23 protein-coding genes and 1 tRNA gene are annotated in these 20,303 nt (G+C 61.0%); 8 read left to right on the top strand and 16 right to left on the bottom strand.

What is annotated here, in order from left to right; translation table 11 throughout:
• Window positions 1-98: 98 nt before the first annotated feature.
• Window positions 99-752 (bottom strand): glutathione S-transferase family protein, encoded by a 654-nt coding sequence (locus tag ABGM93_RS02065; protein WP_321503036.1) that lies wholly within the window; start codon window positions 750-752, stop codon window positions 99-101.
• A 27-nt stretch (window positions 753-779) separates the two neighbouring features.
• On the bottom strand, window positions 780-1,175 hold the full coding sequence (locus ABGM93_RS02060; RefSeq protein WP_321505693.1) for a rhodanese-like domain-containing protein: 396 nt from the start codon (window positions 1,173-1,175) through the stop codon (window positions 780-782).
• 684 nt (window positions 1,176-1,859) lie between these two features.
• Between ABGM93_RS02060 and ABGM93_RS02055 the strand changes: the two genes are divergently transcribed.
• Together ABGM93_RS02055 and ABGM93_RS02050 are read left to right on the top strand one after the other, a co-directional pair.
• A complete protein-coding gene (locus ABGM93_RS02055) occupies window positions 1,860-2,570 on the top strand; it encodes a DUF599 family protein (RefSeq protein WP_321503035.1) in 711 nt (236 codons plus the stop codon).
• Between the two features lie 289 nt (window positions 2,571-2,859).
• Window positions 2,860-3,186: a hypothetical protein gene (locus tag ABGM93_RS02050; protein WP_321503033.1), complete on the top strand. Its 327-nt coding sequence runs from the start codon at window positions 2,860-2,862 to the stop codon at window positions 3,184-3,186.
• A gap of 128 nt (window positions 3,187-3,314) precedes the next feature.
• On the opposite strand, the gene ABGM93_RS02045 is transcribed toward ABGM93_RS02050, so the two are convergent.
• The 10 genes from ABGM93_RS02045 to ABGM93_RS02000 form a co-directional block, all read right to left on the bottom strand.
• Complete coding sequence (locus ABGM93_RS02045; RefSeq protein ID WP_321503031.1) at window positions 3,315-3,650, bottom strand: hypothetical protein; 336 nt, start codon at window positions 3,648-3,650, stop codon at window positions 3,315-3,317.
• Window positions 3,651-3,694: 44 nt separating this feature from the next.
• Window positions 3,695-4,315: an ATP-dependent Clp protease proteolytic subunit gene (locus tag ABGM93_RS02040; RefSeq protein WP_321503028.1), complete on the bottom strand. Its 621-nt coding sequence runs from the start codon at window positions 4,313-4,315 to the stop codon at window positions 3,695-3,697.
• A 351-nt stretch (window positions 4,316-4,666) separates the two neighbouring features.
• The gene (locus tag ABGM93_RS02035) at window positions 4,667-5,887 is read right to left on the bottom strand and encodes a GGDEF domain-containing protein (protein ID WP_321503025.1); all 1,221 of its coding nucleotides are present in this window, start codon (window positions 5,885-5,887) and stop codon (window positions 4,667-4,669) included.
• A gap of 161 nt (window positions 5,888-6,048) precedes the next feature.
• Entirely contained in the window at window positions 6,049-7,245 is a 1,197-nt protein-coding gene (locus tag ABGM93_RS02030) for a GGDEF domain-containing protein (protein ID WP_321503022.1), read from the bottom strand.
• Between the two features lie 191 nt (window positions 7,246-7,436).
• Window positions 7,437-8,609 (bottom strand): isovaleryl-CoA dehydrogenase, encoded by a 1,173-nt coding sequence (locus tag ABGM93_RS02025; RefSeq protein ID WP_321503018.1) that lies wholly within the window; start codon window positions 8,607-8,609, stop codon window positions 7,437-7,439.
• Between the two features lie 179 nt (window positions 8,610-8,788).
• Window positions 8,789-9,235: a GNAT family N-acetyltransferase gene (locus tag ABGM93_RS02020; RefSeq protein ID WP_321503015.1), complete on the bottom strand. Its 447-nt coding sequence runs from the start codon at window positions 9,233-9,235 to the stop codon at window positions 8,789-8,791.
• Between the two features lie 127 nt (window positions 9,236-9,362).
• Window positions 9,363-9,794, bottom strand: a complete 432-nt coding sequence (locus ABGM93_RS02015; protein WP_321503012.1) for a VOC family protein — start codon at window positions 9,792-9,794, stop codon at window positions 9,363-9,365.
• A 35-nt stretch (window positions 9,795-9,829) separates the two neighbouring features.
• Window positions 9,830-11,245 carry a magnesium transporter gene (gene mgtE, locus ABGM93_RS02010; protein WP_321503009.1) on the bottom strand — a complete coding sequence of 472 codons (1,416 nt, stop codon included), beginning with the start codon at window positions 11,243-11,245 and terminating at the stop codon, window positions 9,830-9,832.
• Between the two features lie 350 nt (window positions 11,246-11,595).
• Window positions 11,596-11,682, bottom strand: a tRNA-Leu gene (locus ABGM93_RS02005).
• Between the two features lie 88 nt (window positions 11,683-11,770).
• Entirely contained in the window at window positions 11,771-12,037 is a 267-nt protein-coding gene (locus tag ABGM93_RS02000) for a FliM/FliN family flagellar motor switch protein (RefSeq protein WP_321337821.1), read from the bottom strand.
• Window positions 12,038-12,191: 154 nt separating this feature from the next.
• Between ABGM93_RS02000 and lipB the strand changes: the two genes are divergently transcribed.
• Window positions 12,192-12,899, top strand: a complete 708-nt coding sequence (gene lipB / locus ABGM93_RS01995; protein WP_321503004.1) for a lipoyl(octanoyl) transferase LipB — start codon at window positions 12,192-12,194, stop codon at window positions 12,897-12,899.
• Window positions 12,900-12,911: 12 nt separating this feature from the next.
• Here lipB and ABGM93_RS01990 read toward each other — a convergent pair whose 3' ends face one another.
• Genes ABGM93_RS01990 through ABGM93_RS01980 form a run of 3 tightly spaced genes read right to left on the bottom strand, consistent with a single transcriptional unit; the run spans window position 12,912 to window position 15,953 of the window.
• Entirely contained in the window at window positions 12,912-13,211 is a 300-nt protein-coding gene (locus ABGM93_RS01990) for an acylphosphatase (protein WP_321503001.1), read from the bottom strand.
• A 58-nt stretch (window positions 13,212-13,269) separates the two neighbouring features.
• Complete coding sequence (locus ABGM93_RS01985; protein ID WP_321502999.1) at window positions 13,270-13,947, bottom strand: HAD hydrolase-like protein; 678 nt, start codon at window positions 13,945-13,947, stop codon at window positions 13,270-13,272.
• Window positions 13,944-15,953: an acetyl/propionyl/methylcrotonyl-CoA carboxylase subunit alpha gene (locus ABGM93_RS01980; RefSeq protein ID WP_321502997.1), complete on the bottom strand. Its 2,010-nt coding sequence runs from the start codon at window positions 15,951-15,953 to the stop codon at window positions 13,944-13,946. Before ABGM93_RS01980 ends, ABGM93_RS01985 begins: the two co-directional genes overlap by 4 nt.
• Window positions 15,954-16,248: 295 nt before the next feature.
• On the opposite strand from ABGM93_RS01980, the gene ABGM93_RS01975 reads away from it, so the two are divergent.
• Window positions 16,249-17,310 (top strand): cation diffusion facilitator family transporter, encoded by a 1,062-nt coding sequence (locus ABGM93_RS01975; RefSeq protein ID WP_321502995.1) that lies wholly within the window; start codon window positions 16,249-16,251, stop codon window positions 17,308-17,310.
• A gap of 21 nt (window positions 17,311-17,331) precedes the next feature.
• On the opposite strand, the gene ABGM93_RS01970 is transcribed toward ABGM93_RS01975, so the two are convergent.
• The gene (locus ABGM93_RS01970) at window positions 17,332-18,075 is read right to left on the bottom strand and encodes a DUF4336 domain-containing protein (RefSeq protein ID WP_321502993.1); all 744 of its coding nucleotides are present in this window, start codon (window positions 18,073-18,075) and stop codon (window positions 17,332-17,334) included.
• A 168-nt stretch (window positions 18,076-18,243) separates the two neighbouring features.
• Here ABGM93_RS01970 and ABGM93_RS01965 point away from each other — a divergent pair, with 168 nt between their 5' ends.
• The 4 genes from ABGM93_RS01965 to ABGM93_RS01950 all read left to right on the top strand — a co-directional run bounded on the left by ABGM93_RS01965 (window position 18,244) and on the right by ABGM93_RS01950 (window position 20,275).
• The gene (locus ABGM93_RS01965) at window positions 18,244-18,615 is read left to right on the top strand and encodes a CidA/LrgA family protein (protein WP_321502991.1); all 372 of its coding nucleotides are present in this window, start codon (window positions 18,244-18,246) and stop codon (window positions 18,613-18,615) included.
• Window positions 18,612-19,325: an LrgB family protein gene (locus tag ABGM93_RS01960; RefSeq protein ID WP_321502989.1), complete on the top strand. Its 714-nt coding sequence runs from the start codon at window positions 18,612-18,614 to the stop codon at window positions 19,323-19,325. The genes ABGM93_RS01965 and ABGM93_RS01960 overlap by 4 nt, the downstream gene beginning before the upstream one ends.
• Before the next feature lie 88 nt (window positions 19,326-19,413).
• Window positions 19,414-19,773 (top strand): dihydroneopterin aldolase, encoded by a 360-nt coding sequence (gene folB / locus ABGM93_RS01955; RefSeq protein WP_321502987.1) that lies wholly within the window; start codon window positions 19,414-19,416, stop codon window positions 19,771-19,773.
• 190 nt (window positions 19,774-19,963) lie between these two features.
• A complete protein-coding gene (locus ABGM93_RS01950) occupies window positions 19,964-20,275 on the top strand; it encodes a hypothetical protein (RefSeq protein WP_321502985.1) in 312 nt (103 codons plus the stop codon).
• The last annotated feature ends 28 nt before the right edge of the window (window positions 20,276-20,303 follow it).

Below are 20,303 nucleotides of genomic sequence, written 5' to 3'. Positions count from 1 at the left end.
TCCCCGCCGGCAAGATTTCAGACACTCGAACGCCCCCGTTTCGGGCGTATACAGATACCTGCACGAAGCTCCCTCCCCGCGCAGGTTCCGCCTATGGCTCAATCGACCTCGTCGGCCTTCACGATCCAGGGCTCGGCGCGCCCCGCCTCGCACCATTCCTTCATCGAAGGATGCGCCATGACCGCATCCATATAGGCGCGCGCCACGTCGTCCACCGGCACCTTGTAGGTAACGAAACGACTGACGACCGGCGCAAAGAACGCGTCCGCTGCGCTGAACGCGCCATAAAGGAAGTCGCCGTCCACCCCGAACCGTGCGCGCGCCTCGTTCCAGATGGCCAGGATACGCGTCACATCCGCGGCGGCCCGCTCGTCATGCGGCCGCTCGGCAGGCTCACGGCGAATATTCATCGGATAATGGGATCGGACGCCCGTAAAGCCGGAATGCATTTCCGCAACGATGGCGCGCGCATGGGCGCGTGCGGCGACATCTGACGGCCAGAGCCCTGCCTCGGGAAACTTCTCCGCCAGATATTCCACAATCGCCAGACTGTCCCAGACCGTGATGTCCCCGTCGATAATGACCGGCACACGACCGGCCGAAGAATGGGCGAGGATCTCCTCATGCATCTGCGGCGTATCGAGAAGGATCAACACTTCCTTGAAAAGGACGCCCGTCTGCTTGAGCGCGAGCCAGCCGCGCAGCGACCATGAGGAGTAATTCTTGTTTCCGATGACGATCTTCACGTCCATCTTTCCTCTGCAAACGGGCTCAAGACGTCAGGCTTTTCCATCCGCGACCTCGATCGCGCCACCTGCCGCCGTCCAGGCGCCAAACCCGCCCTCGATATGGGCGACATTTTCCAGCCCCATGTCCTGCACCGCCTTGGTTGCCAGCGCAGAACGCCAGCCCGCGGCGCAGAAGAAGACGAAGCGCTTCGGTTCGGCGAACACGGCACGATGATAGGGGCTGTCGGGATCGACCCAGAATTCCAGCATGCCACGCGGCGCATGGACCGCGCCCGGCATCCGGCCCTGCCGCTCAAGCTCGCGGATATCCCGCAGATCAACGAAGACCACGTCCTCGTTGCCCGTGAGCGCCATAGCCTCCTCGACCGACAAGGTCACGATCTCCGCTTCCGCTTCATCGACGAGCTGGCGGTACCCCCGCTTCATGGCCATCGCATTCTCCCTGATTGGTGGCGGGAGTTTCGTGCGACTTACGCATTTTCACAAGGGCGGATCGCACCAAAGTGAAAGACGACCATGAACGCCTTCACGACAGCGCATTAAAAAAGGGGCGCCCAGGCGCCCCTTCATTAGCTTGCTTTGCCGATCTCCGGCCTAGTTCAAAGCAACCGTAGCTGTCGCCGGGTCGAATCCACCAAAAAGGTAGACCAGCAACATCGCGCCTCCGAGTGTCAGAACCGTCCAGGTCATGACACCCCAGCAGGACTTTTGCGCATGGTCGTCCATGAAACTCCTAATCGCTGAAACGGCGGCGCGGCTAAACCTCTGAAATCACATTGCCCCGCACCGCAAGCCAGCGGCTATTTAACGACTTGGTAACTTCTTCGCAAGTGCCACAAAACCCGCACCTGTGGAGGGCGCGGGATAACCTTCAGAAGAAGCGACGGGCGCATATCCCTAAGCCGATGAATTGATTCGGCCTTTCACTCAACAGTACCCGGCTGCAACCGCAGCATTCTCAGTCGCGACCAAACCGCCCACTGGCGGTTCTTTCCCGATCGCCCGGCCTGCCCCGCGCCACAAATGCACGAAGCACGATCCAGAATCAGGTAATTTCAGAGCTCTCTGAGACCTTGAAACAGAGCCGACCTCGCAGTCAGGAAAGACAACATGCTCTTTTTGCCGCTCGATCTCGCAGCCCTCGCCTGGTTCGTGTTTTCCTGGCTCATCTATAACTGGCTGCTGGAATTCAGCCGCTGGAAGAAGCACACGCTTTCCCACGCCATGGATGCCTATCGGCGAGAATGGATGCTCTCCATGCTCGGACGCCCCTTGCGCATGATCGACGCGCAGATCATGTCAGGCCTGCAGCAGGGAACGTCCTTCTTCGCCTCCACCTCGCTGCTGGCGCTGGGCGCCTGTTTCGGTCTCCTGAATGCCACCGATCTTGCCCTGGAGGTCTATGCGGACCTGCCGATCTCGATCGAGACCACGCGGCAGCAATGGGAAATCAAGGCGCTGGGCCTGATGCTGATCGCGGCCTATGCCTTCTTCAAGTTCGGCTGGTCCTATCGATTGTTCAATTATTGCTCGATCATGGTCGGCGCGGTGCCCAACGACGAGAAGGCCCCCTCCGAGCAAGCCCGTGAGATGGCACGGCGCGCAGGCGAGCTGAACGTGCTGGCCGGACGCCATTTCAGCCGCGGGCAGCGCGCCTTTTTCTTCTCCGTGGGCTTCCTGTGCTGGTTTGCGGGGCCCATCCCCTTCATCGCGGGAACGACCTGCGTGCTCGCCGTGCTTTTGCGCCGCCAGTTCCTCTCCCATGCCCATGACGCTGTGACCGCCGCGATAGCGCCGGGCGCGCCGCGCGCGCCGTCCTGACATTTTTTACAAAGACCCTGCATTTTCTCCCGATTACCGCCCCTTCGGAAGGCCGTAACGGTAATCTATTCAGCAAATAAAGTGAGATTAGTCACAGTTACGACCGCACAGAGATGATTAGCTTCTTATCGGCTGCGGGCCTCAAGCACTCCCCTCCGGGATCCTTGTGCGTATACAAACATGCGCGGGCGATCTCATGCGGGCAATAACTGACACATACGCATTCACTGGACATTTTCCGGGGTATGAAATGACGACGCTCTATTTAAGACTGGGCGGACGCGAGAAAATGAGACACTTCGCCCTTATACTTCTCAACCAGATGAGCCATGACGACATTCTGGCCGAGGAGCTGGACAGGATCGAACGATCCTGGCTCGCCGACAGGCTGGAATCGCTTCTGGTGTTCGTCTTCGGAGGCTCGCCCTATTACGAAGGCAGTTCCATTCGGCGCGACTTTCAAACCCTTCTGACCAGCGACCACCATTACAGCCGCTTCGCCAACCATTTCCACACAGCCCTTCAGGCGCACTCCGTCGAACCGGCTTTGTGCAGCGAGTCACAGGCCGTCATAGAGCTGATGCGCGACTATGTGCTGGAACGCCAGCTCGCCTGAGACGTCGACGCAGCTTTCTTTTTCAAAAGAAAAGCCCGGCAATGCCGGTCATTCCGATGACCTGTATTGCCCGGCTTTCATATTCATCGCCACCGTACCGCCAGAAAGCGGCTCCGTGTCTTCTTCGGCTATTCGGGGCTGAGCATCTCCGCACGGACATTGCCGACGATATTGCCGATTTCGACCTGGCACCACCGCCCCGCGAGCAGAGTGTGACGGGCGGCGAAATCCGTGGCCTCGTTCCAGGCATCCAGCGGTATGTCCGGTTCGCACCAGTGCAATTTGATCCCCTTGGTGCCAGCGCGCACACGCCCGGCGACCTGGGAATCCGGATCCATTTCCACGTTCAGCACGAGGTTGCCAAGCGCCTTGTAGCGCATGTGATAAGGCGACTGCGCGGACGCGTAAGCGGTGGTGAGAAAGAACGTGGCGCAAGTCAGTGCGCGAAAGAATGCAGCGGGCATTGCCCGCTGCATATCAGATTTCAAATCCATCGAGCCGCGCCGTCCTAACCCAGATCGCTGGCTTCGGTCACGACCTTGCCGACCAGACCGTACTCGATGGCCTCTTCCGGCGACATCCAGTAGTCGCGGTCGGTGTCCTTGTCGATCCGCTCCAGCGGCTGACCGGTGGCGACGGAAAAGATCTTGTTGAGGCGCTCACGCATGCGCAGCATCTCGCGCGCCTGGATCTCGATATCGGTCGCCGGGCCGCCTGCACCACCGGAGGGTTGGTGCAGGAGGAAACGGGTGTTGGGTGTGCAGTAGCGATCTTCCTTGGGGACCGAGACGTAGATCAGGGCACCCGCGCTCGCCACCCAACCCATGCCGAGAATGCGAACCTTCGGGGTGATGAACTTGATCGTGTCATGGATCATGTCACCCGATTCAACGTGGCCGCCCGGCGAAGACACAATCACCGTGATCGGATCGTTGGAGACCTGGGCCAAAGCCAGCAGGCGTGCGCACACATCGCGCGCAAGCTCCATCGAAATCTGACCGGTAATGAGCACCGTGCGCGATTCAAAAAGATGCTTGTCGACCTGGATGGACCCAGGCGTCTTGGTCTTTTCCTCGTCCTGGTCCTCGTCATCGAGGTGCGAAGGAACCGACGTGAAATAACTGTTCATGCGCTGGATAGGCTCCGTTGATTGCAGGCGGCCACGTGGGCCGCCCCGTTTTCCGATTCCATGTGTAGGCGATGCCGGCGCGCCTCGCAAACCATCTGCACCAAACCTTTTGGTCAAAAAGGTTAGCAACGGGTCTCCACGGGCGCGAAATCTTCCGCAAAGCCCCGCCACGCAGGCGCGCGCCGAGCGCGCCGCCGCATCGCGGCCTGCGGCAACGCCGACAATCTGTCACGCACACATGGGAAATTGTGGACAGGAATAAAGGGCGGGACCGGGAAAAATCCAGCCCAAACCCGCTTCGAACCGAGGCGCAAGAAAACGCCCCATGGGTTCTGGAGACATGCCATCACCTCACGAAACAGAGGCAGGAAGCGATCCGCGCCGCTTCGGGGCCCGCCTCTTCGCACTGAACGCAGGCTTTGCGGGCGCGATTGTGGAGACACGATTGCGCCCCGCCCCCTTGGCTCCATAAAGCCCCTGATCCGCGCGATCGATCAGTTCAAAGAGCGACATTCGCGTATCACTGGTTGTCGCAATGCCGAAACTCGCAGTCAGGGAAACAGGTGTGCCCTGCCAGTCCAGACAAAGAGAGCTCACTTTCTGGCGCAGCTTCTCCGCAACCCGCGACGCATCTTCCAGCCCGGCCCCGCGCAAGATGATCACGAATTCCTCCCCACCATATCGGGCCAGAAGATCATTCTTGCGAAGCTCGCTCTGAATGCCGTCGGCAAAGGCGCGCAGCACATGATCGCCAGCCAGATGCCCGAAGCGGTCATTGACAGACTTGAAGTGATCGATGTCGATCAGCAGCAAGGCCAGCTCTTCGCCTTTTTCCGCCGCACGATCGATAAGGGCTGTCGCCGACGTGTCGAAGGCACGACGATTGAGAACTCCGGTCAAAGGATCATGCTCGACGGCACTTTGCAGATCGCAGAACATCCGTTCCTGCCACAACCAGAGACCGCAAAGAGCGAGCACCGTCAAAAACACAGCCGGAGCCAGGATTGTCACAGCCAACCAGTTGTCGCCTTCCAGCAAACCGGAAGGCTCTCCGGTCATCAGACAATAGATCGCCCGTCCAACGAACAGCACGACATTGATGCCCGACGAGGCGAGAAGCAGATTTCGGATCATTGGCCGGACAGATGGCGCGCGCCAGAATTCGAAACAGTAGCCGGCGGAAAAGGCCGCAAAGGTCAACGAGGCATAAGCCGTGCGGAAGGAGATGTTCTCTGCGAAAAACGGCGTCCGGCAAAGGATCAGCCAACTTCCGACAGCCACCACCAGGGGCGTCACGAGGATCTTTCGCCCGTCGCCGAACCGGAACGCGTTCCAGCCAAGTCCCATGGCTGCAAAGGTGACGGAGTTTCCGACATCCACGCTGAGCCCGTCCGGGATCTGCCCTCTGGCAGCCAGCAAGCTGGCGCCAATTCCGCCAAGACCAAAAGTCAGCATGGCGATACCTGGTGCCGAATACGAACGATGCCGCCACCAGGCGATGCCGAAACCGGCTGCCGCCACGAAGCAGATTATCGCCGTCAGAACCAGGATCGTGAAAATGTCGAGACGCATGAACCCCCCTCTCCCGAACCGGGCAGGCAGCAGTCGAACCCCTATTGGAAAGGTAAAAAGAGGATTTCCGATGCGTTGTCAAACTTGAGATACATACGATCCCTGAATCAAATCGAGCCTATGTAATAAACGACAAGGTAGAAGACGACATGAACGCTCGTTCACTCGGCCTTTGAAACTGACGGCTTGAAGCGGAACGAGCCCCGCGCGGTCGAGGCGGTTGTAACCCGGTTCCGGCCTGCACGCTTTGCACAGTAAAGCGCGTTATCTGCCTCAGCGAAAAGTGCGAGCAGCGAACAGTCCTTGCCCTGCGTGGCCGCAACTCCGATGCTGACCGTCAGATTGACACACCCGCTTTGCCAGATGATCGGGGTTTCCGCGATCAGCACACGCAATTTGTCGGCAACGGCCACCGCATCACCGAGATGCGCTCCGTCCAAAAGCAGCACGAACTCTTCCCCGCCATAACGGGCGAGCAGATCGTTCTTTCGAAGCTGCCGCTTCACCAGCCCTGCAAGCTCTCGCAAGACGTGATCTCCCGCGAGATGGCCAAGCTGGTCGTTGATCGCCTTGAAGTGATCGATGTCGAACAGGAGCAACGCCATGCTTTTCCTCTGGCGCGTGGCGCAATTCAACATCTCCCAGCCGCCCCTTTCAAAGGCCCGCCGGTTCAAGATCCCCGTCAACGGGTCGATTTCGACTTCGTGCTGCAGCAGCCCGACCGCGCGGGCCTGCCAGAGCCACAAGCCGCCAAATGTCAGTCCGGTGATGAAGACCAACGGGATTGCCAGGGACAGGGCCATCCAGACATTTCCCGACAGCAGGCTTGGGCCCTGCGCCTCGACGAGCGCATAGACGGCGCGCGCAGCGAAGACGATGACATTCCCACCGGCCGACACAAGCAAGAGCACCCGGACGGCGCCCCCGACGCTGGAAGAGCGTCTGAACTCGTGGACATATCCCAAAAACAACAGACTGATCAGGAACGAGGCGACAACAATCTGCCGCGTGACGTCCTCGTGAAAGCTAGGCACACGGCAAAGCAACAGCCAGAAAACGCCGGGCAGAACGAGAGGCAGGATCAGAAACCGGCGGCTGTCGATCAACCGGAACGCGTTCCACCCCAGCGCCAATGCCACAAAGAACATCGTGTTGGCTGCGTCGACCCTGATCAGCGCCGGGACATGTTCAAAGGGAAGATGCAGATAGGCGCCGAGGCCAATGAGCGCAAAGGTGCAGGCCGCAAGCCCCAGCTCAGATACGGATTTCTGGCGCAGCCACCCCACACCAAATCCGAAGGCCGCGAGCAGGGAGATCGACGCCATCAGAAACAGGATCGTGAAAACATCCAGTTGCATCTGCTGCCAGCTCTAACTCTGCTGTTTAAAAGCAACCGCCGGAACATCAGACGACGCCTCATTTCCTCCAATGATGTCCGTTCATACAGAGCTCCGATTAAGTATTTATTTCAAGCCTTGAATATCTCGTCCCGCGACACCGGCACTCCCGGACGTCGCGGGATCTTTTGAGAATTGACGCCGTGCGCCGCTCATGCGGTCTTCTGATAGAGCTCACGGCCAATCAGCATGCGGCGGATTTCGCTCGTGCCCGCGCCGATTTCGTAGAGCTTGGCATCGCGCAGCAGGCGGCCGGTCGGATATTCGTTGATATAGCCGTTTCCGCCCAGCAGCTGGATCGCATCCAGCGCCACCTTGGTGGCGTTTTCCGCTGCATAGAGAATGGCGCCCGCGGCGTCCTCTCGCGTCGTCTCTCCGCGGTCGCAGGCCTGCGCCACGGCGTAGACATAGGCGCGGCTGGCGTTCATCGTGACATACATGTCCGCCAGCTTGCCCTGCACGAGCTGGAATGTGCCGATGGCCTGACCGAACTGTTCACGCTCATGGACGTAGGGCATGACCACATCCATTGCCGCCTGCATGATGCCGATGGAGCCAGCCGCCAGCACCGCGCGTTCGTAGTCGAGGCCGGACATGAGGATGTTGACCCCCTTGCCGACGGCACCGAGCACATTTTCTTCCGGAACTTCGCAGTCTTGAAAAACCAGTTCCCCGGTTTCCGAACCGCGCATGCCGAGCTTGTCGAGCTTCTGGGCAACGGAGAAGCCGGCAAAGCCCTTCTCGATGATGAAGGCCGTGATACCACGCGGGCCCGCCTCAGGATCGGTCTTGGCATAGACAATGAGCGTGTCCGCCTGTGGCCCGTTGGTGATCCACATCTTGGAGCCGTTGAGGACATAGCGATCGCCCTTCTTTTCGGCCCGAAGCTTCATGGAAACAACGTCGGACCCGGCGCCTGGCTCCGACATGGCAAGCGCGCCCAGATGCTCGCCTGAGATCAGCTTGCCGAGATAACGGGTCTTCTGGGCATCATTGCCCCAACGGCGCATCTGGTTCACGCACAGATTGGAATGCGCGCCATAGGAAAGGCCGATGGAGGCAGAGGCACGGCTCACCTCCTCCATCGCAACACAATGTTCCAGATAACCGAGGCCGGCCCCGCCCCATTCCTCTTCCACGGTAATGCCGTGCAGGCCGAGCTCTCCCATCTGGGGCCAGAGCTCCATCGGGAACCAGTCTTCCCGATCGATCTTGTCCGCCAGCGGCGCGATGCGATCCTGCGAGAAGGCGCGCACGCTGTCGCGCAGCATGTCGGCGGTCTCGCCGAGGTTGAAATTGAACCCGGCGGGTGCGTTGGGAATCATATGCGTCTTTCCTCCCTGGCGAACCATCTTCCGTCCGCCATCCTCTTCTTAAGATCCGGTTCCCCGGTTTGGCGCGCCGATCCTCCCCGGCGCGCAAAGTCAAAAAGATACGCCGCCTTTGCGCGCATATCTGATAGCCCGCGCCGCGTCAGCGCGCATATTTGATAACCCGCGTCGCGTCAGCGCGCATACTTGATAAAAGGCGTCAGTGTGCCAATGCGGTCATACAGCTTGCGGGCGGTCTCGTTGAAATGCTGCGTCATCCAGTAGACGCTCTCAGCGCCAGCCTCGTCGGCAGCCTTGTAGACGGTCTCCATCAGCTTGCGCCCCACACCGCCACCGCGCACATTGCCGTCCACATAGAGGTCCTGAATGTAGCAGGTCGGCCCCACGAGCCATGCGGAGACGTGGAAGAGATAATGGACGATGCCGACCGCCTGCCCCTCGTCATTGAGCGCAATGAAGCCCTTGGGGTCGACATCCGCATCCATTAGCCGCTTCCAGGTGGTCTCATAGACCTCTTCCGGCTTTTCAGTCTCGTAGAACTCCAGATAGGCATTCCACAAGCGACGCCAGTCGGCGTGATCCTCGGGGGCGAGCGGACGGATCGTGATGGAGGCGGACATATTGCGGCGCAAAGCTCCCTTTGGGTAATGACCAGGAAAACCTATGGGCCATTCGATCGCGCCGCTAGTCCCATAATGCAGGCAAACGGCAAATCATGCGGGCAATCCGCGCGCCGATGCCCGGCGATCAGCCGGTAAAATTCGGCCAAAGCGCAGGGGCAGCCATTTCCAGAACATTGCCGTCAGGATCGTTGAAATAGAGGCTAGTCCCGCCTGCGGGCCATGTCACCTCGCTGATGATCTCAACACCGGCCTCCGGCAGATAAGCCCGCCAGGCATCGAGATCCGCCTGCGCGATCTTGAATGCGAAATGGCTGGGGCCTTCGCAATGATGCCCCGGCACGATGCCACCCGGCGTCTCGATGTCTTCCGACGTCACGCCGCGCCGAAACACCAGCAACGTTTCCCCCGGCCCCGCGTCATAGGCAAAGAGCCGATCGCCCTCCACCATCCGCGCAAGCCCCAGCACATCCCCATAAAACGTGTGCGCGGCCTCCATGTCATCGACATAGACCGCCGTTTCCAGAATGCCGCCGATAGCCGGAGGTTTGCCCACCATTGTCTTCTCCTGTACCGCGCCCCGAGCGACTGCGCTCAGCCGAGCCCGAACCACCATGTGGCAAGGCCGAGAAAGGCGAAAAAGCCGACCACATCCGTCACCGTGGTCACGAAGACGGAGGAGGCAACGGCCGGGTCGATGTTCAGCTTGTCGAGCATGATGGGGATGAGAATGCCCGCCATACCCGCGGCAAGCATGTTGATGACCATTGCCGCCGCGATGAGCCCGCCCAGATTGGGGTCGGAGAACCACAGCCCCGCCACGAGGCCCATCAGGACCGCGAACAGGACACCGTTGATGAACCCGACCGCGGTCTCACGCATGATGATCCGCATCGTGTTGAAACTGCCCAGATCACGGGTCGCCAGCGCGCGCACCGCGACTGTCATGGTCTGGGTGCCCGCATTGCCGCCCATGGAGGCCACAATGGGCATGAGAACGGCCAGCGCGACCATTTGCTGAATGGTGGCGTCAAACAAACCGATGACCAGCGACGCGAGCACCGCTGTGCCCAGATTGACCACCAGCCACACGAAGCGGCCGCGCACGGTTTCGACCACCGAATCCGAGATCTCCGCATCGCCGCCGACACCGGCCAGCGCGAAGATGTCCTCCTCCGCCTCCGCCTGGATGACGTCAACGATGTCATCGACCGTCAAGACGCCGACCAGGCGGTCGGCCTCATCCACCACCGCCGCGGAGATCAGGTTGTAGCGTTCGAATGTCGTCGCCACCTCTTCCTGATCTTCGGTGGCCTGAATGGCGTGAATGGGCTCGCCCATGATTCCGCTGATCGGATCGCTGCGCCCGGTGCGCAGGAGCTTGTCGAGCGCAACCGTTCCCATCAGCCGGAAACCCGGATCGATGACGTAGATCTGATAAAAATCGTCCGGCAGGGAATCGCTTTCGCGCAGGTAGTCGATTGTCTGTCCGATGGTCCAGAACGGCGGCACGGCGACAAAGTCGCTCTGCATCCGTCGACCGGCCGTTTCTTCCGGATAATCCAGAGCCCGGCGCAACTGCAGACGGTCGGATTGCTTCAGCTCCTGAAGAATCGCTTCCTGATCGGCCTGATCGAGGTCTTCCAGAATGTAGACCGCATCATCCGAATCAAGATCGCCGATGCCCTCCGCCACGTCGCTGGCGGGCATTTCGCCCAGGATGCGAGCACGGACGGAATCATCAAGCTCGGTCAGAACCGTGAAATCGAAGGCGTCGCCCAGCAGGCGGATCAGCTTCGCCTGATCGTCCGCATGGAGCGTTTCGATCAGGTCGCCGAGATCGGCTTCGTGCAGATCCCCGGCCAGAGCAAGCGTGGATTCGGCGTCTTCCGCCTCGACCGCCTGCTCCACAAGCGCCACGAATTCGCGCGAGACGTATCCGTCTTCATCGCGGAATTCCAGATCCACAGGCTCGGAATCGGCAGCATCGACAGGCAATGTCTCGGCCACGGTCTCCTCCTGCGGTTGGAGTGTCTGCATCTTGGGTGAACGTGCAGACAGAACTGCACGGGCGGCTGGATCAGCCCTCGAAAGCTACGAAATTATCGTGGCGGGCGAAACCGTCTTCCTGCTTTTAATTCGCAGTATCAAGACAACTTTCCGCAGCGATTTTAGCAGATTGTGAGAAAAGGGCCGCAGCGAGGGGATCAAGGAATGGAAACGCCCAGCGGCCCGGAAGGTTCCATGCCCGGAATCAAAAACGGCGTCCCGAAGGACGCCGTTTTTTGGCAGGTACGGATCTTGTGGATCCTTGCTTCCCATCCCCTGCCCGAAGGCCTGAACCTCTGGGGTTCAAGAGATGGTGCGGTCGAGAAGACTCGAACTTCCACGGGTTTTACCCCACAGCGACCTCAACGCTGCGCGTCTACCAATTCCGCCACGACCGCGTGTAGCTGGTAAGCCGGAGCGTGTTTTGCTCCGGCGGGCGATCATGTATCAAACCGCCCGCTCCTGTTCAAGCGCATTTCGCGAAAATCACAATCGGGCGTTCTCAGGCTGTGGACGGAATTCGGGACTGCGGGTCAAAACCTCGGTAATCGAAATGCCGATCCGGTCCCCGCGCAGCACGACCTGGCCTTTGGCGACCGGGACATTATTGGCCAGAATCTCCACATCGTCGTCCTCGGAAACGTCCAGTTCGATCACAGCGCCGCGGCCCATGCGCAGCAGCTGGTGGATCGGCATCTCAGCACGCCCGAGAACGACGGAGATATGAACGGAAATCTTGTCTACGCTGGTCATTCGGGCGATCCGGGCCTATCTAGGCGCAAAAGAGGACGATGTTGGGCGAAAGCAAAGTGGCATACCGTTCGCCATGCAGCGCGCAAAGCCGCTGCGACGCGTTAACGAAACCTTGCCCGCCAAGCGTTACCCAATGGTTAACAGGCATTAACGTATGACTGCTGAGACGCGCGATTCCCTCACTGTGTCGATGTTGCCGCAACCAGGCTCCCCGCCGGTTGAGTGGCATGTCTCAGATGTGCCGGTCGATTATCCCGCAGCACTTGCCGAAATGGAGCAGCGCGCGGCTGCCATTGCCGATGGCGCCGCCAATGAGCGCGTCTGGCTGGTCGAACATCCCCCGCTCTACACCGCAGGAACCAGCGCACGGGAAGAGGACCTCGTCTCCCCCGACCGCTTTCCCGTCTATCACACCGGGCGCGGCGGCCAGTTTACCTATCACGGCCCCGGCCAGCGGGTCGCCTATGTGATGCTGGATCTGAAGCGTCGCCGTCAGGATGTGCGCGCCTTTGTGGCCAGTCTGGAACAATGGCTGATCGCCACACTCTGGCAATTCCATGTGCGCGGAGAACGCCGCGACGACCGGGTCGGCGTCTGGGTTCGCAGGCCGGAAAAGCCGGGCAACGCCGAAGACAAGATCGCCGCCATCGGCATCCGCGTGCGCAAATGGGTGACCTTCCACGGCATCAGCCTGAACGTGGAGCCGGAGCTTGAGCATTTCTCCGGCATCGTTCCCTGCGGCGTTACCGAACACGGGGTGACGAGCCTCGTCGACCTTGGCCTGCCGGTCACCATGGCGGAAGTCGATTCGATCATGCGGCGCGAGTTCGAGGCGATATTCGGCGAGACGGTCGCCGTCTAGACCACGCCAATCTCAGACAGAGGCCTTCACCTTGAAGGGTCCGGCAAGAGGCGCGACCTCGCGCACGATCTTCACCTTGCGCACCCAGCCCCACTTCGGCCCCTCGCCGCATTGGGCGACCATCGCCTTTACCGCTCGCGCCTCCCCGGAAAAGACCGCCTCCACCTCGCCGCTGCGCAGGTTGCGCACCCAGCCGGAAAGCCCCAGCGACGTGGCCGTCTCCTCGCACCAGGCGCGATAGCCCACCCCCTGCACGCGTCCGCTGATGAGCACCTGCAGCGCCGTCTCATCCAGACCCCGATCCTCGGTCATCGCCCCGTCTCCTGTTTGCCGAAACAACGCATGATCAAGCGACAGACGCCCGTGCGCCCTACGCCACGACCAGAGCACCGACGTCTGCTGGTGTCTCGGCGATTGCAAGCGGCTGTTCCGCCCGCAACTCCTCCACCGTGCCATACCCGTATGTGACCCCGATGGCAGCAACCCCATTGGCGCGCGCACCCGCCAGATCGTGTTTGCGATCGCCCACCATGAGGGCGTCGGAGGCGCGGAGCCGTTCGCGCTCCAGAATGTCCGCGATCAGATCGGCCTTGTTGGAGAGCGACCCATCGGCATTGGTGCCGTAAACATGCTCGAAAAAACGGGCCAGCCCGAAATGCTCCACAATCCGCACCGCGGGCTCGCGAAGCTTGGACGTCGCCACGAAAAGACGAAACCCGCGCGCCGTCAGATCACGCAAGGTCTCCGGCACACCGTCTATGACCGAGTTTTCGAAAAGTCCGCCCGCACCGTAGTGCTGCCGATAGAAATGGACAGCCTCCGCCACCCGGTGCGGATCGTCATCGCCGAGCAGGATACGGAAATTCTCCTGTAGCGGCGGCCCGATACACCAGCGCAAGGCCTCGGCATCGGGGATAGCCTCCACGCCGACGCGCTCCAGCGCATAGCGGATGGAGCCTGTAATTCCGGGAAAGGGATCCGTCAGCGTGCCATCCAGATCGAACAGGACGGCACGCCTGCCAATATCGTCGCTTGGGTCGCGGTTCATTCAAATTCCATGATCACGGCATCGACCGCCAAGCTATCCCCCGGCCCCGCCTTGATCGCGGAAACCGTGGCATCGCGCTCGGCGACCAGGACGTTTTCCATCTTCATCGCCTCAATGATCGCCAGCCTCTGTCCCGCGCTGACCTTCTCGCCCTCCTCCACATGGAGCGATATGACGAGACCCGGCATCGGGCACAGCAGCATCTTGGACGTATCGGCGGGGATCTTTTCCGGCATCAACCGGTCCAGCTCCGCGATCCTCGGCAACATCACCCAGACATCGATCGAACAGCCCTGCCAGTCAAGCCGCCAGCCATTCTGAATGTTGCGCACCTGCACCGCGACGATTTCATCGCCCACCGTTCCCTTCCACAGAAGGTGGCCCGGAACCCAGTCGCTGCGCACCTCGTAGGTCTTGCCGTCAATTGTGGCTTCGATCTCCACCGGAAGGTCGGGATACCCCTCCGCCAGCTCGACCGGGATATACTCCTTGCCGAGCTTGACGACCCATTCGCGCCGGAGCCTGCCGGAATGGGGGCGCAGACGTCCCGTGAGCCGATCGAGCCGGTCCTTGCGCACCACTTCCATGGAAAGCGCCACCGCCGCCAGTACCGCCTGCTCGCGAGCCGTCGGGGATTCGGGAAGGAACCCCTCCGGGTACTCGTCGGCGAGGAAGCTGGTGGAGAGATCCCCCCTGAGCCAGCGCGGATGCTTCATCAGCGATGACAGGAAGGGGATGTTGTGGCCGATCCCGTTGATCACGAACTGATCGAGCGCCAGCCCCATCGCCTTGATCGCTTCCTCGCGCGTCGGCGCATGGGTGATGAGCTTGGCGACCATGGGGTCGTAAAACATGGAGATCTCGGACCCCTCGACCACGCCCGTATCGTTGCGCACGGTAATCCCGCTGAAGGATTCCTCTTCCGGCGGACGGTAATTCACCAGCCGCCCGATGGAGGGCAGGAAGTTGCGGAACGGATCTTCGGCATAGATGCGGCTTTCCACTGCCCAGCCATCGAGTTTCACGTCTTCCTGCGCGATCTGGAGCTTTTCGCCGGCCGCCACGCGGATCATCTGCTCCACCAGATCGATGCCGGTGATCAGTTCCGTCACCGGATGTTCCACCTGAAGCCGGGTGTTCATCTCCAGAAAATAGAAGCTGCGGTCCTGACCGGCGACGAACTCCACCGTTCCGGCGGTGTCGTAGTCCACCGCCTTGGCGAGTGCCACGGCCTGTTCGCCCATCCGGCGGCGGGTCGCCTCGTCCAGCAACGGCGACGGCGCTTCCTCGATGACCTTCTGGTTACGGCGCTGAATGGAGCATTCGCGCTCGCCCAGATAGATCACGTTTCCATGCTTGTCGCCGAGCACCTGAATCTCGATGTGACGCGGGTTCTCGATGAATTTCTCGATGAAGACGCGATCATCTCCAAAGGAGGACGCCGCCTCCGAACGCGCGCGCTCGAAACCCTCATGGGTCTCCGCCTCGTTCCATGCGATGCGCATGCCCTTGCCGCCACCGCCAGCGGACGCCTTGATCATGACGGGAAAGCCGATCTCCTTGGCGATCTTTACCGCCTCGTCGGCATCCTCAATGACCCCCAGATAACCCGGAACGGTGGAAACCTTCGCCGCGTTGGCGAATTTCTTCGACTCGATCTTGTCGCCCATCGCCTCGATGGCGCGCTTGTTGGGACCGATAAAGACAATGTCGTTCGCGGCCAGTCCTTCCGCAAATTCCGCCCGCTCCGACAGGAAGCCGTAGCCCGGATGAACGGCCTGTGCGCCCGTCTGCTTGCAGGCTGCAATGATCTTGTCGATGACGAGATAGCTTTCAGCGGCAACCGCCGGTCCGATATGGACGGCTTCATCCGCCATGTTCACATGCAGCGCATCGGAATCCGCATCCGAATAGACCGCCACCGTGCGAATGCCCATGCGTTTCGCGGTCTTGATGACACGGCAGGCGATCTCGCCGCGATTGGCGATCAGAATTTTCTCGAACATTGTCTCTCCCAGCCTAATAACGGCCCTCGCCAGCGTTGTAAGCCGCAAGCGACCTCTAGGCAACTAGACGGATGTCCTCCCGTCTAAACAATGCACCCCTACGGCACGTTGAGAGCACAACCCGAACGAGAACGAGAAGGCGCAGACAATGCCCAGCTTGCCCAACGTTTCACCCTCCGTTGCGGAACCCGTGGTTCGGCGATCTTTCGACATCGAGACAATAGTATAACGTGGCCGGTCTCCTGTAGGCAGGTGTGGGGAGCAAGGCTGAACCGCCTGCAATTGGAGCCCGCACATGGAAGCAGAAACGAAGCACGAAACAGCCCACCCGACCGCGCATGACCACGATCTCGGGCGCGTCACCGCGGCCCCTCGCCCTCAGGACAGTGGCCTCCACGTTCACGGACATGGTGGAGACGGGCATAGGCACGGCGGGCATGGCGGGCACGGGCATGGCCACCACCATCACCACATCGACCCGGACGCCGGGGATACGCGGATCATGGCGGCCATCGGGATCAACTTCCTGCTGACCTTCGCGCAGATCGTCGGCGGGCTCGTCTCGGGTTCGCTGGCGCTGATCGCCGATGCTCTCCACAATTTCTCCGATGCGATCTCGCTGGTCATTGCTTTTGCCGCGCGCAAGATCGCGCGTCGCCCCTCCGATGCCCGCATGACCTTCGGCTACCAGCGGGTCGAGATCGTGGCGGCGATGATCAACTACACAAGCCTGATCATCATCGGCCTCTTTCTGGTCTATGAGGCCATCATGCGCTTCATCGAACCCCAGGGGGTCGACGGCTGGATGGTCGTGATCATCGCGGTCGTGGCGCTGGTGATTGACGTGGGCACCGCCCTTCTGACCTATACGATGTCGAAGACCAGCGTGAATATCCGCGCTGCCTTCCTGCACAATGTCGCCGACGCGCTCGGCTCGGTCGCCGTCATCATCGCCGGATCACTGATCCTGCTGTATGACTGGCGGCTCATAGATCCTGCGGTCACACTGCTCATCGCAGGTTACATCCTGTGGCAGGCCTTCGCCGAAATCGGCCCGGTCGTCCGCATGCTGATGCTGGGGACCCCGCCGACGATCCCCGCCGACGCCGTCCTGGCGAGCCTGCGCGCGGTGGAGGGCGTTGCCGACGCCCATCATCTCCACCTTTGGCAGATACACGAACACGAGGATGCCGCCGACGCGCACCTGGTCGTCCCTGACGAACACTGGAGCGAGGCGGATGCGATCAAGCGGCGCGCGAAGGAAAGCCTGAAGCGCGACTTCGGCATTTCCCACACGACATTCGAAATGGAATGCGCGCGGCATGCCTGTGTGACGCCGCGCGCGATCGGTCATTGACCATCAAGGCCGAACGGCCCGTTACAACAGCCAGGAAAAGGCACGCTTGAGCTCGCCCGCGCCATCGCTGGGGTACCAGCGACCGTGGGCGAGGATAACCCGTTCCGGTTCAAGCTCGATCATCCGCTCCACCGCCCGGCGAAGCTCCGGCTTGTTGTCACGGTAGGTCATGCGCATGTCGCGCGGCATGGAACCATGCGGATCCAGCACCCCGCCCAACCGGTAAAGCCAGTGCAGCGGCCATGGCCCGACCTTCTTCGGCTCGAAATTCTCGATCAGGTCGGTCAGCACCAGCGTGCGGCTTGGCTTGTGGAAGAAATCCACCTCGCTCATGTAGCTGCCGGGCGCGATGATGGTCTCGATCTCGTCATCCCAGGCATAGCCCGTTTCCACCGCGAATTCGTTGGCGGGGAAATCGATCCGCTTGCCTGCCTGCTCGCGGATATTGGGGGCCAGCCAGATCTCCGCCTGCGGAAAGGCGGCGCGCCACTCCGGGATCCACCAATAGTGAATGCGATTGGGACCGATGATGTGGCTGACGGGGCCGAGGCTTTCCACCGCGGCGCGCAGATCCTCGGTCAGCGGGGTCGGCGAATGCACGAAAAGGGCCCCGTTTGAAAGCCGCACGATGGTCATTCGGGTGGGAAAGGAAAGCTTCGGCCACGAAAACCCGAAACGGATAGCGGGCCCATCAACAATCCAGACATTGTCGGCGACAGGCTTGAGGACGTTGAGCGGGGGATAGGTGTGCGAACATTTCGACATGGCGTGGTAAGATAACTTTCCTGTTTTCAACGAGCTGGCGGTATATCAGAGGTCTTAATATAGAATGTCCCGGCCTGCTGTCGAACCGACGGCAGCCCCAACCCGCCCCAAATTCCATTTGTCTTGGGAAAGAGCGCGCCGGTCCGCCGGCGTGCCTTGTACGGTTTCATGATTGCAGCCCTCACCCTTCTCCTCCTGTGCCAGCTTGGCGGAGAAATCATCGTTCGCCTGCTTGCCCTGCCGCTTCCCGGCCCCGTTGCAGGCCTCATCCTGCTGGCCACAGGCCTCGCCATCTTCGGTCGCGTGCCGGAGAACTTGCGCAGCGTTTCCACCGGAATTCTGCGCAATCTTGCGCTGATGTTCGTGCCCGCATCCGTCGGCATCATCACCCAGATGGACCGCCTCCAAGCTTATGGCGTGGTGCTTGCCGTCTCCGTCGTCGTCTCCACACTCGCGGCCATGGCGGTCACCGCCCTCGTCTTTCGCTGGGCCACCCTGCGCATCACCCGCCCGGAAAACCCGGAAGGGCCTGCATCATGACAAGTGTCGAGAACCTCTGGGTCTACCTCCATGAAACGCCGCTGCTGTGGCTGACCGTCACGCTGGCGGCCTACACCATCGCGGATGGCATCTCCGTGCTCGCCCGGCGCCACCCGATCTCCAATCCGATCATCATGGCAACCGGGCTGATTGTGGCGGCGCTTGTCGTCACCGGAACGGACTACAAGACCTATTTCAGCGGCGCCCAGTTCGTGCATTTCATCCTGGGTCCGGCCACCGTCGCCCTCGCCATTCCGCTGGTCGACAACTTCAAGCAGATCCGTCGCGCCGCCATCCCCATCACGCTGGCGCTTGTCGCAGGCTCCGCGACCGCCATCATCACGGCCGTAGGCACGGCCTGGCTGCTCGGCGCGCCGCATGAACTGCTGATGTCGCTGGCGCCGAAATCCGTCACCACACCCATCGCCATGGGCCTGTCAGAGACGTTGGGCGGCCTGCCTTCGCTCACCGCCGTGCTTGTCGTGACCACCGGCATTTTCGGGGCGATCGCGGTCACCCCGCTGATGAATGTTCTGAAGATCACCGACCCGGCCGCGCGCGGTTTCGCCGTCGGCCTTGCCTCCCACGGCATGGGCACGGCCCGCGCCTTCCAGGCCAATGTGCTGGCGGGGTCCTTCGCAGGCCTCGCCATGGGTCTTAACGGCCTGATGACAGCCCTTCTCGTGCCGTTGCTGACCTTGCTGTTCTAGAACACCCCACGAATTGGCGCGGGCTCTGGCCATCCACTGCGCGATGGTTTAAAGCCCGCGCTTTACCCCCTTTGCGTCAGGCATCACGATGGACCGCATCATTCTGGAAGATCTGAGCTTCTTCGCCTATCACGGCGTTTACGAGGAAGAAGCGCGCCTTGGCCAGCGGTTTCACGTCGACCTGACCATCTGGGCCGATCTTTCCAAGGCAGGGTCGAGCGACAATTACGAGGACACGATCTGCTATGCGGGCCTGACCCGCACGGTGGAAGAGGTCGTCATGGGCCAACGGTTCAAGCTGATCGAGCGACTTGCCCAGGCGATTGCCGACGCCATCTTGGGCGATGAACGGATCGCGCGTGTCGCCGTACGCGTCCACAAGCCCGGCGCCCCCTTGCCGATCGCCTCCGGGCAGGTCAGCATCGAGATCGAGCGTAGCCGCGCCTGACCGCTCCTCACGGCCGACAGGGCGCACAGTGTCATGTCAAAAAACGTGACGCACGTCATAGTCTTGGTTGAAATGGCTTCCTATTTTGATCGTGCGATCAATCGGAGCGACACGCCTCATTTCCCCGGGCAACGCTCCGCCAGATCCGCCGATATCGCCAGACCAAGACAGACGCCCAAGGAGCCTTCAGATGCGCCCTATCCGTTCAGGTCCGTTTCTTGCCGGCCTTCTCGCAGCAAGCGTTGCGGCCCTGCCAACCCTCGCCGAGGCGCGCCCCGACACACGCACACTCTCTTGCGACCAGGTTCGCTCCCTCGTGCAGAGCGAACGTGCGATCACGATGAACACCAGCGCGCACAGTTACGAACGCCTCGTGGCCGACCGCGGCAAGTGCATGTACATGGAAATCGTCGAACCCGTTTATGTGGCGACACAGGAGACGGGTCAGTGCTTTGCCGGCTATCGCTGCATTTCCGTCACCATCCGCAGACAGTTCGAATGAACCGGGCCTCATCCCGCTCTGGCCTCAG

The organism is Breoghania sp., assembly GCF_963674635.1.
GTDB lineage: Bacteria > Pseudomonadota > Alphaproteobacteria > Rhizobiales > Stappiaceae > Breoghania.
The sequence above is the reverse complement of the archived record's forward strand: the minus strand, read 5'-3'. Positions and strand labels throughout refer to the sequence as shown.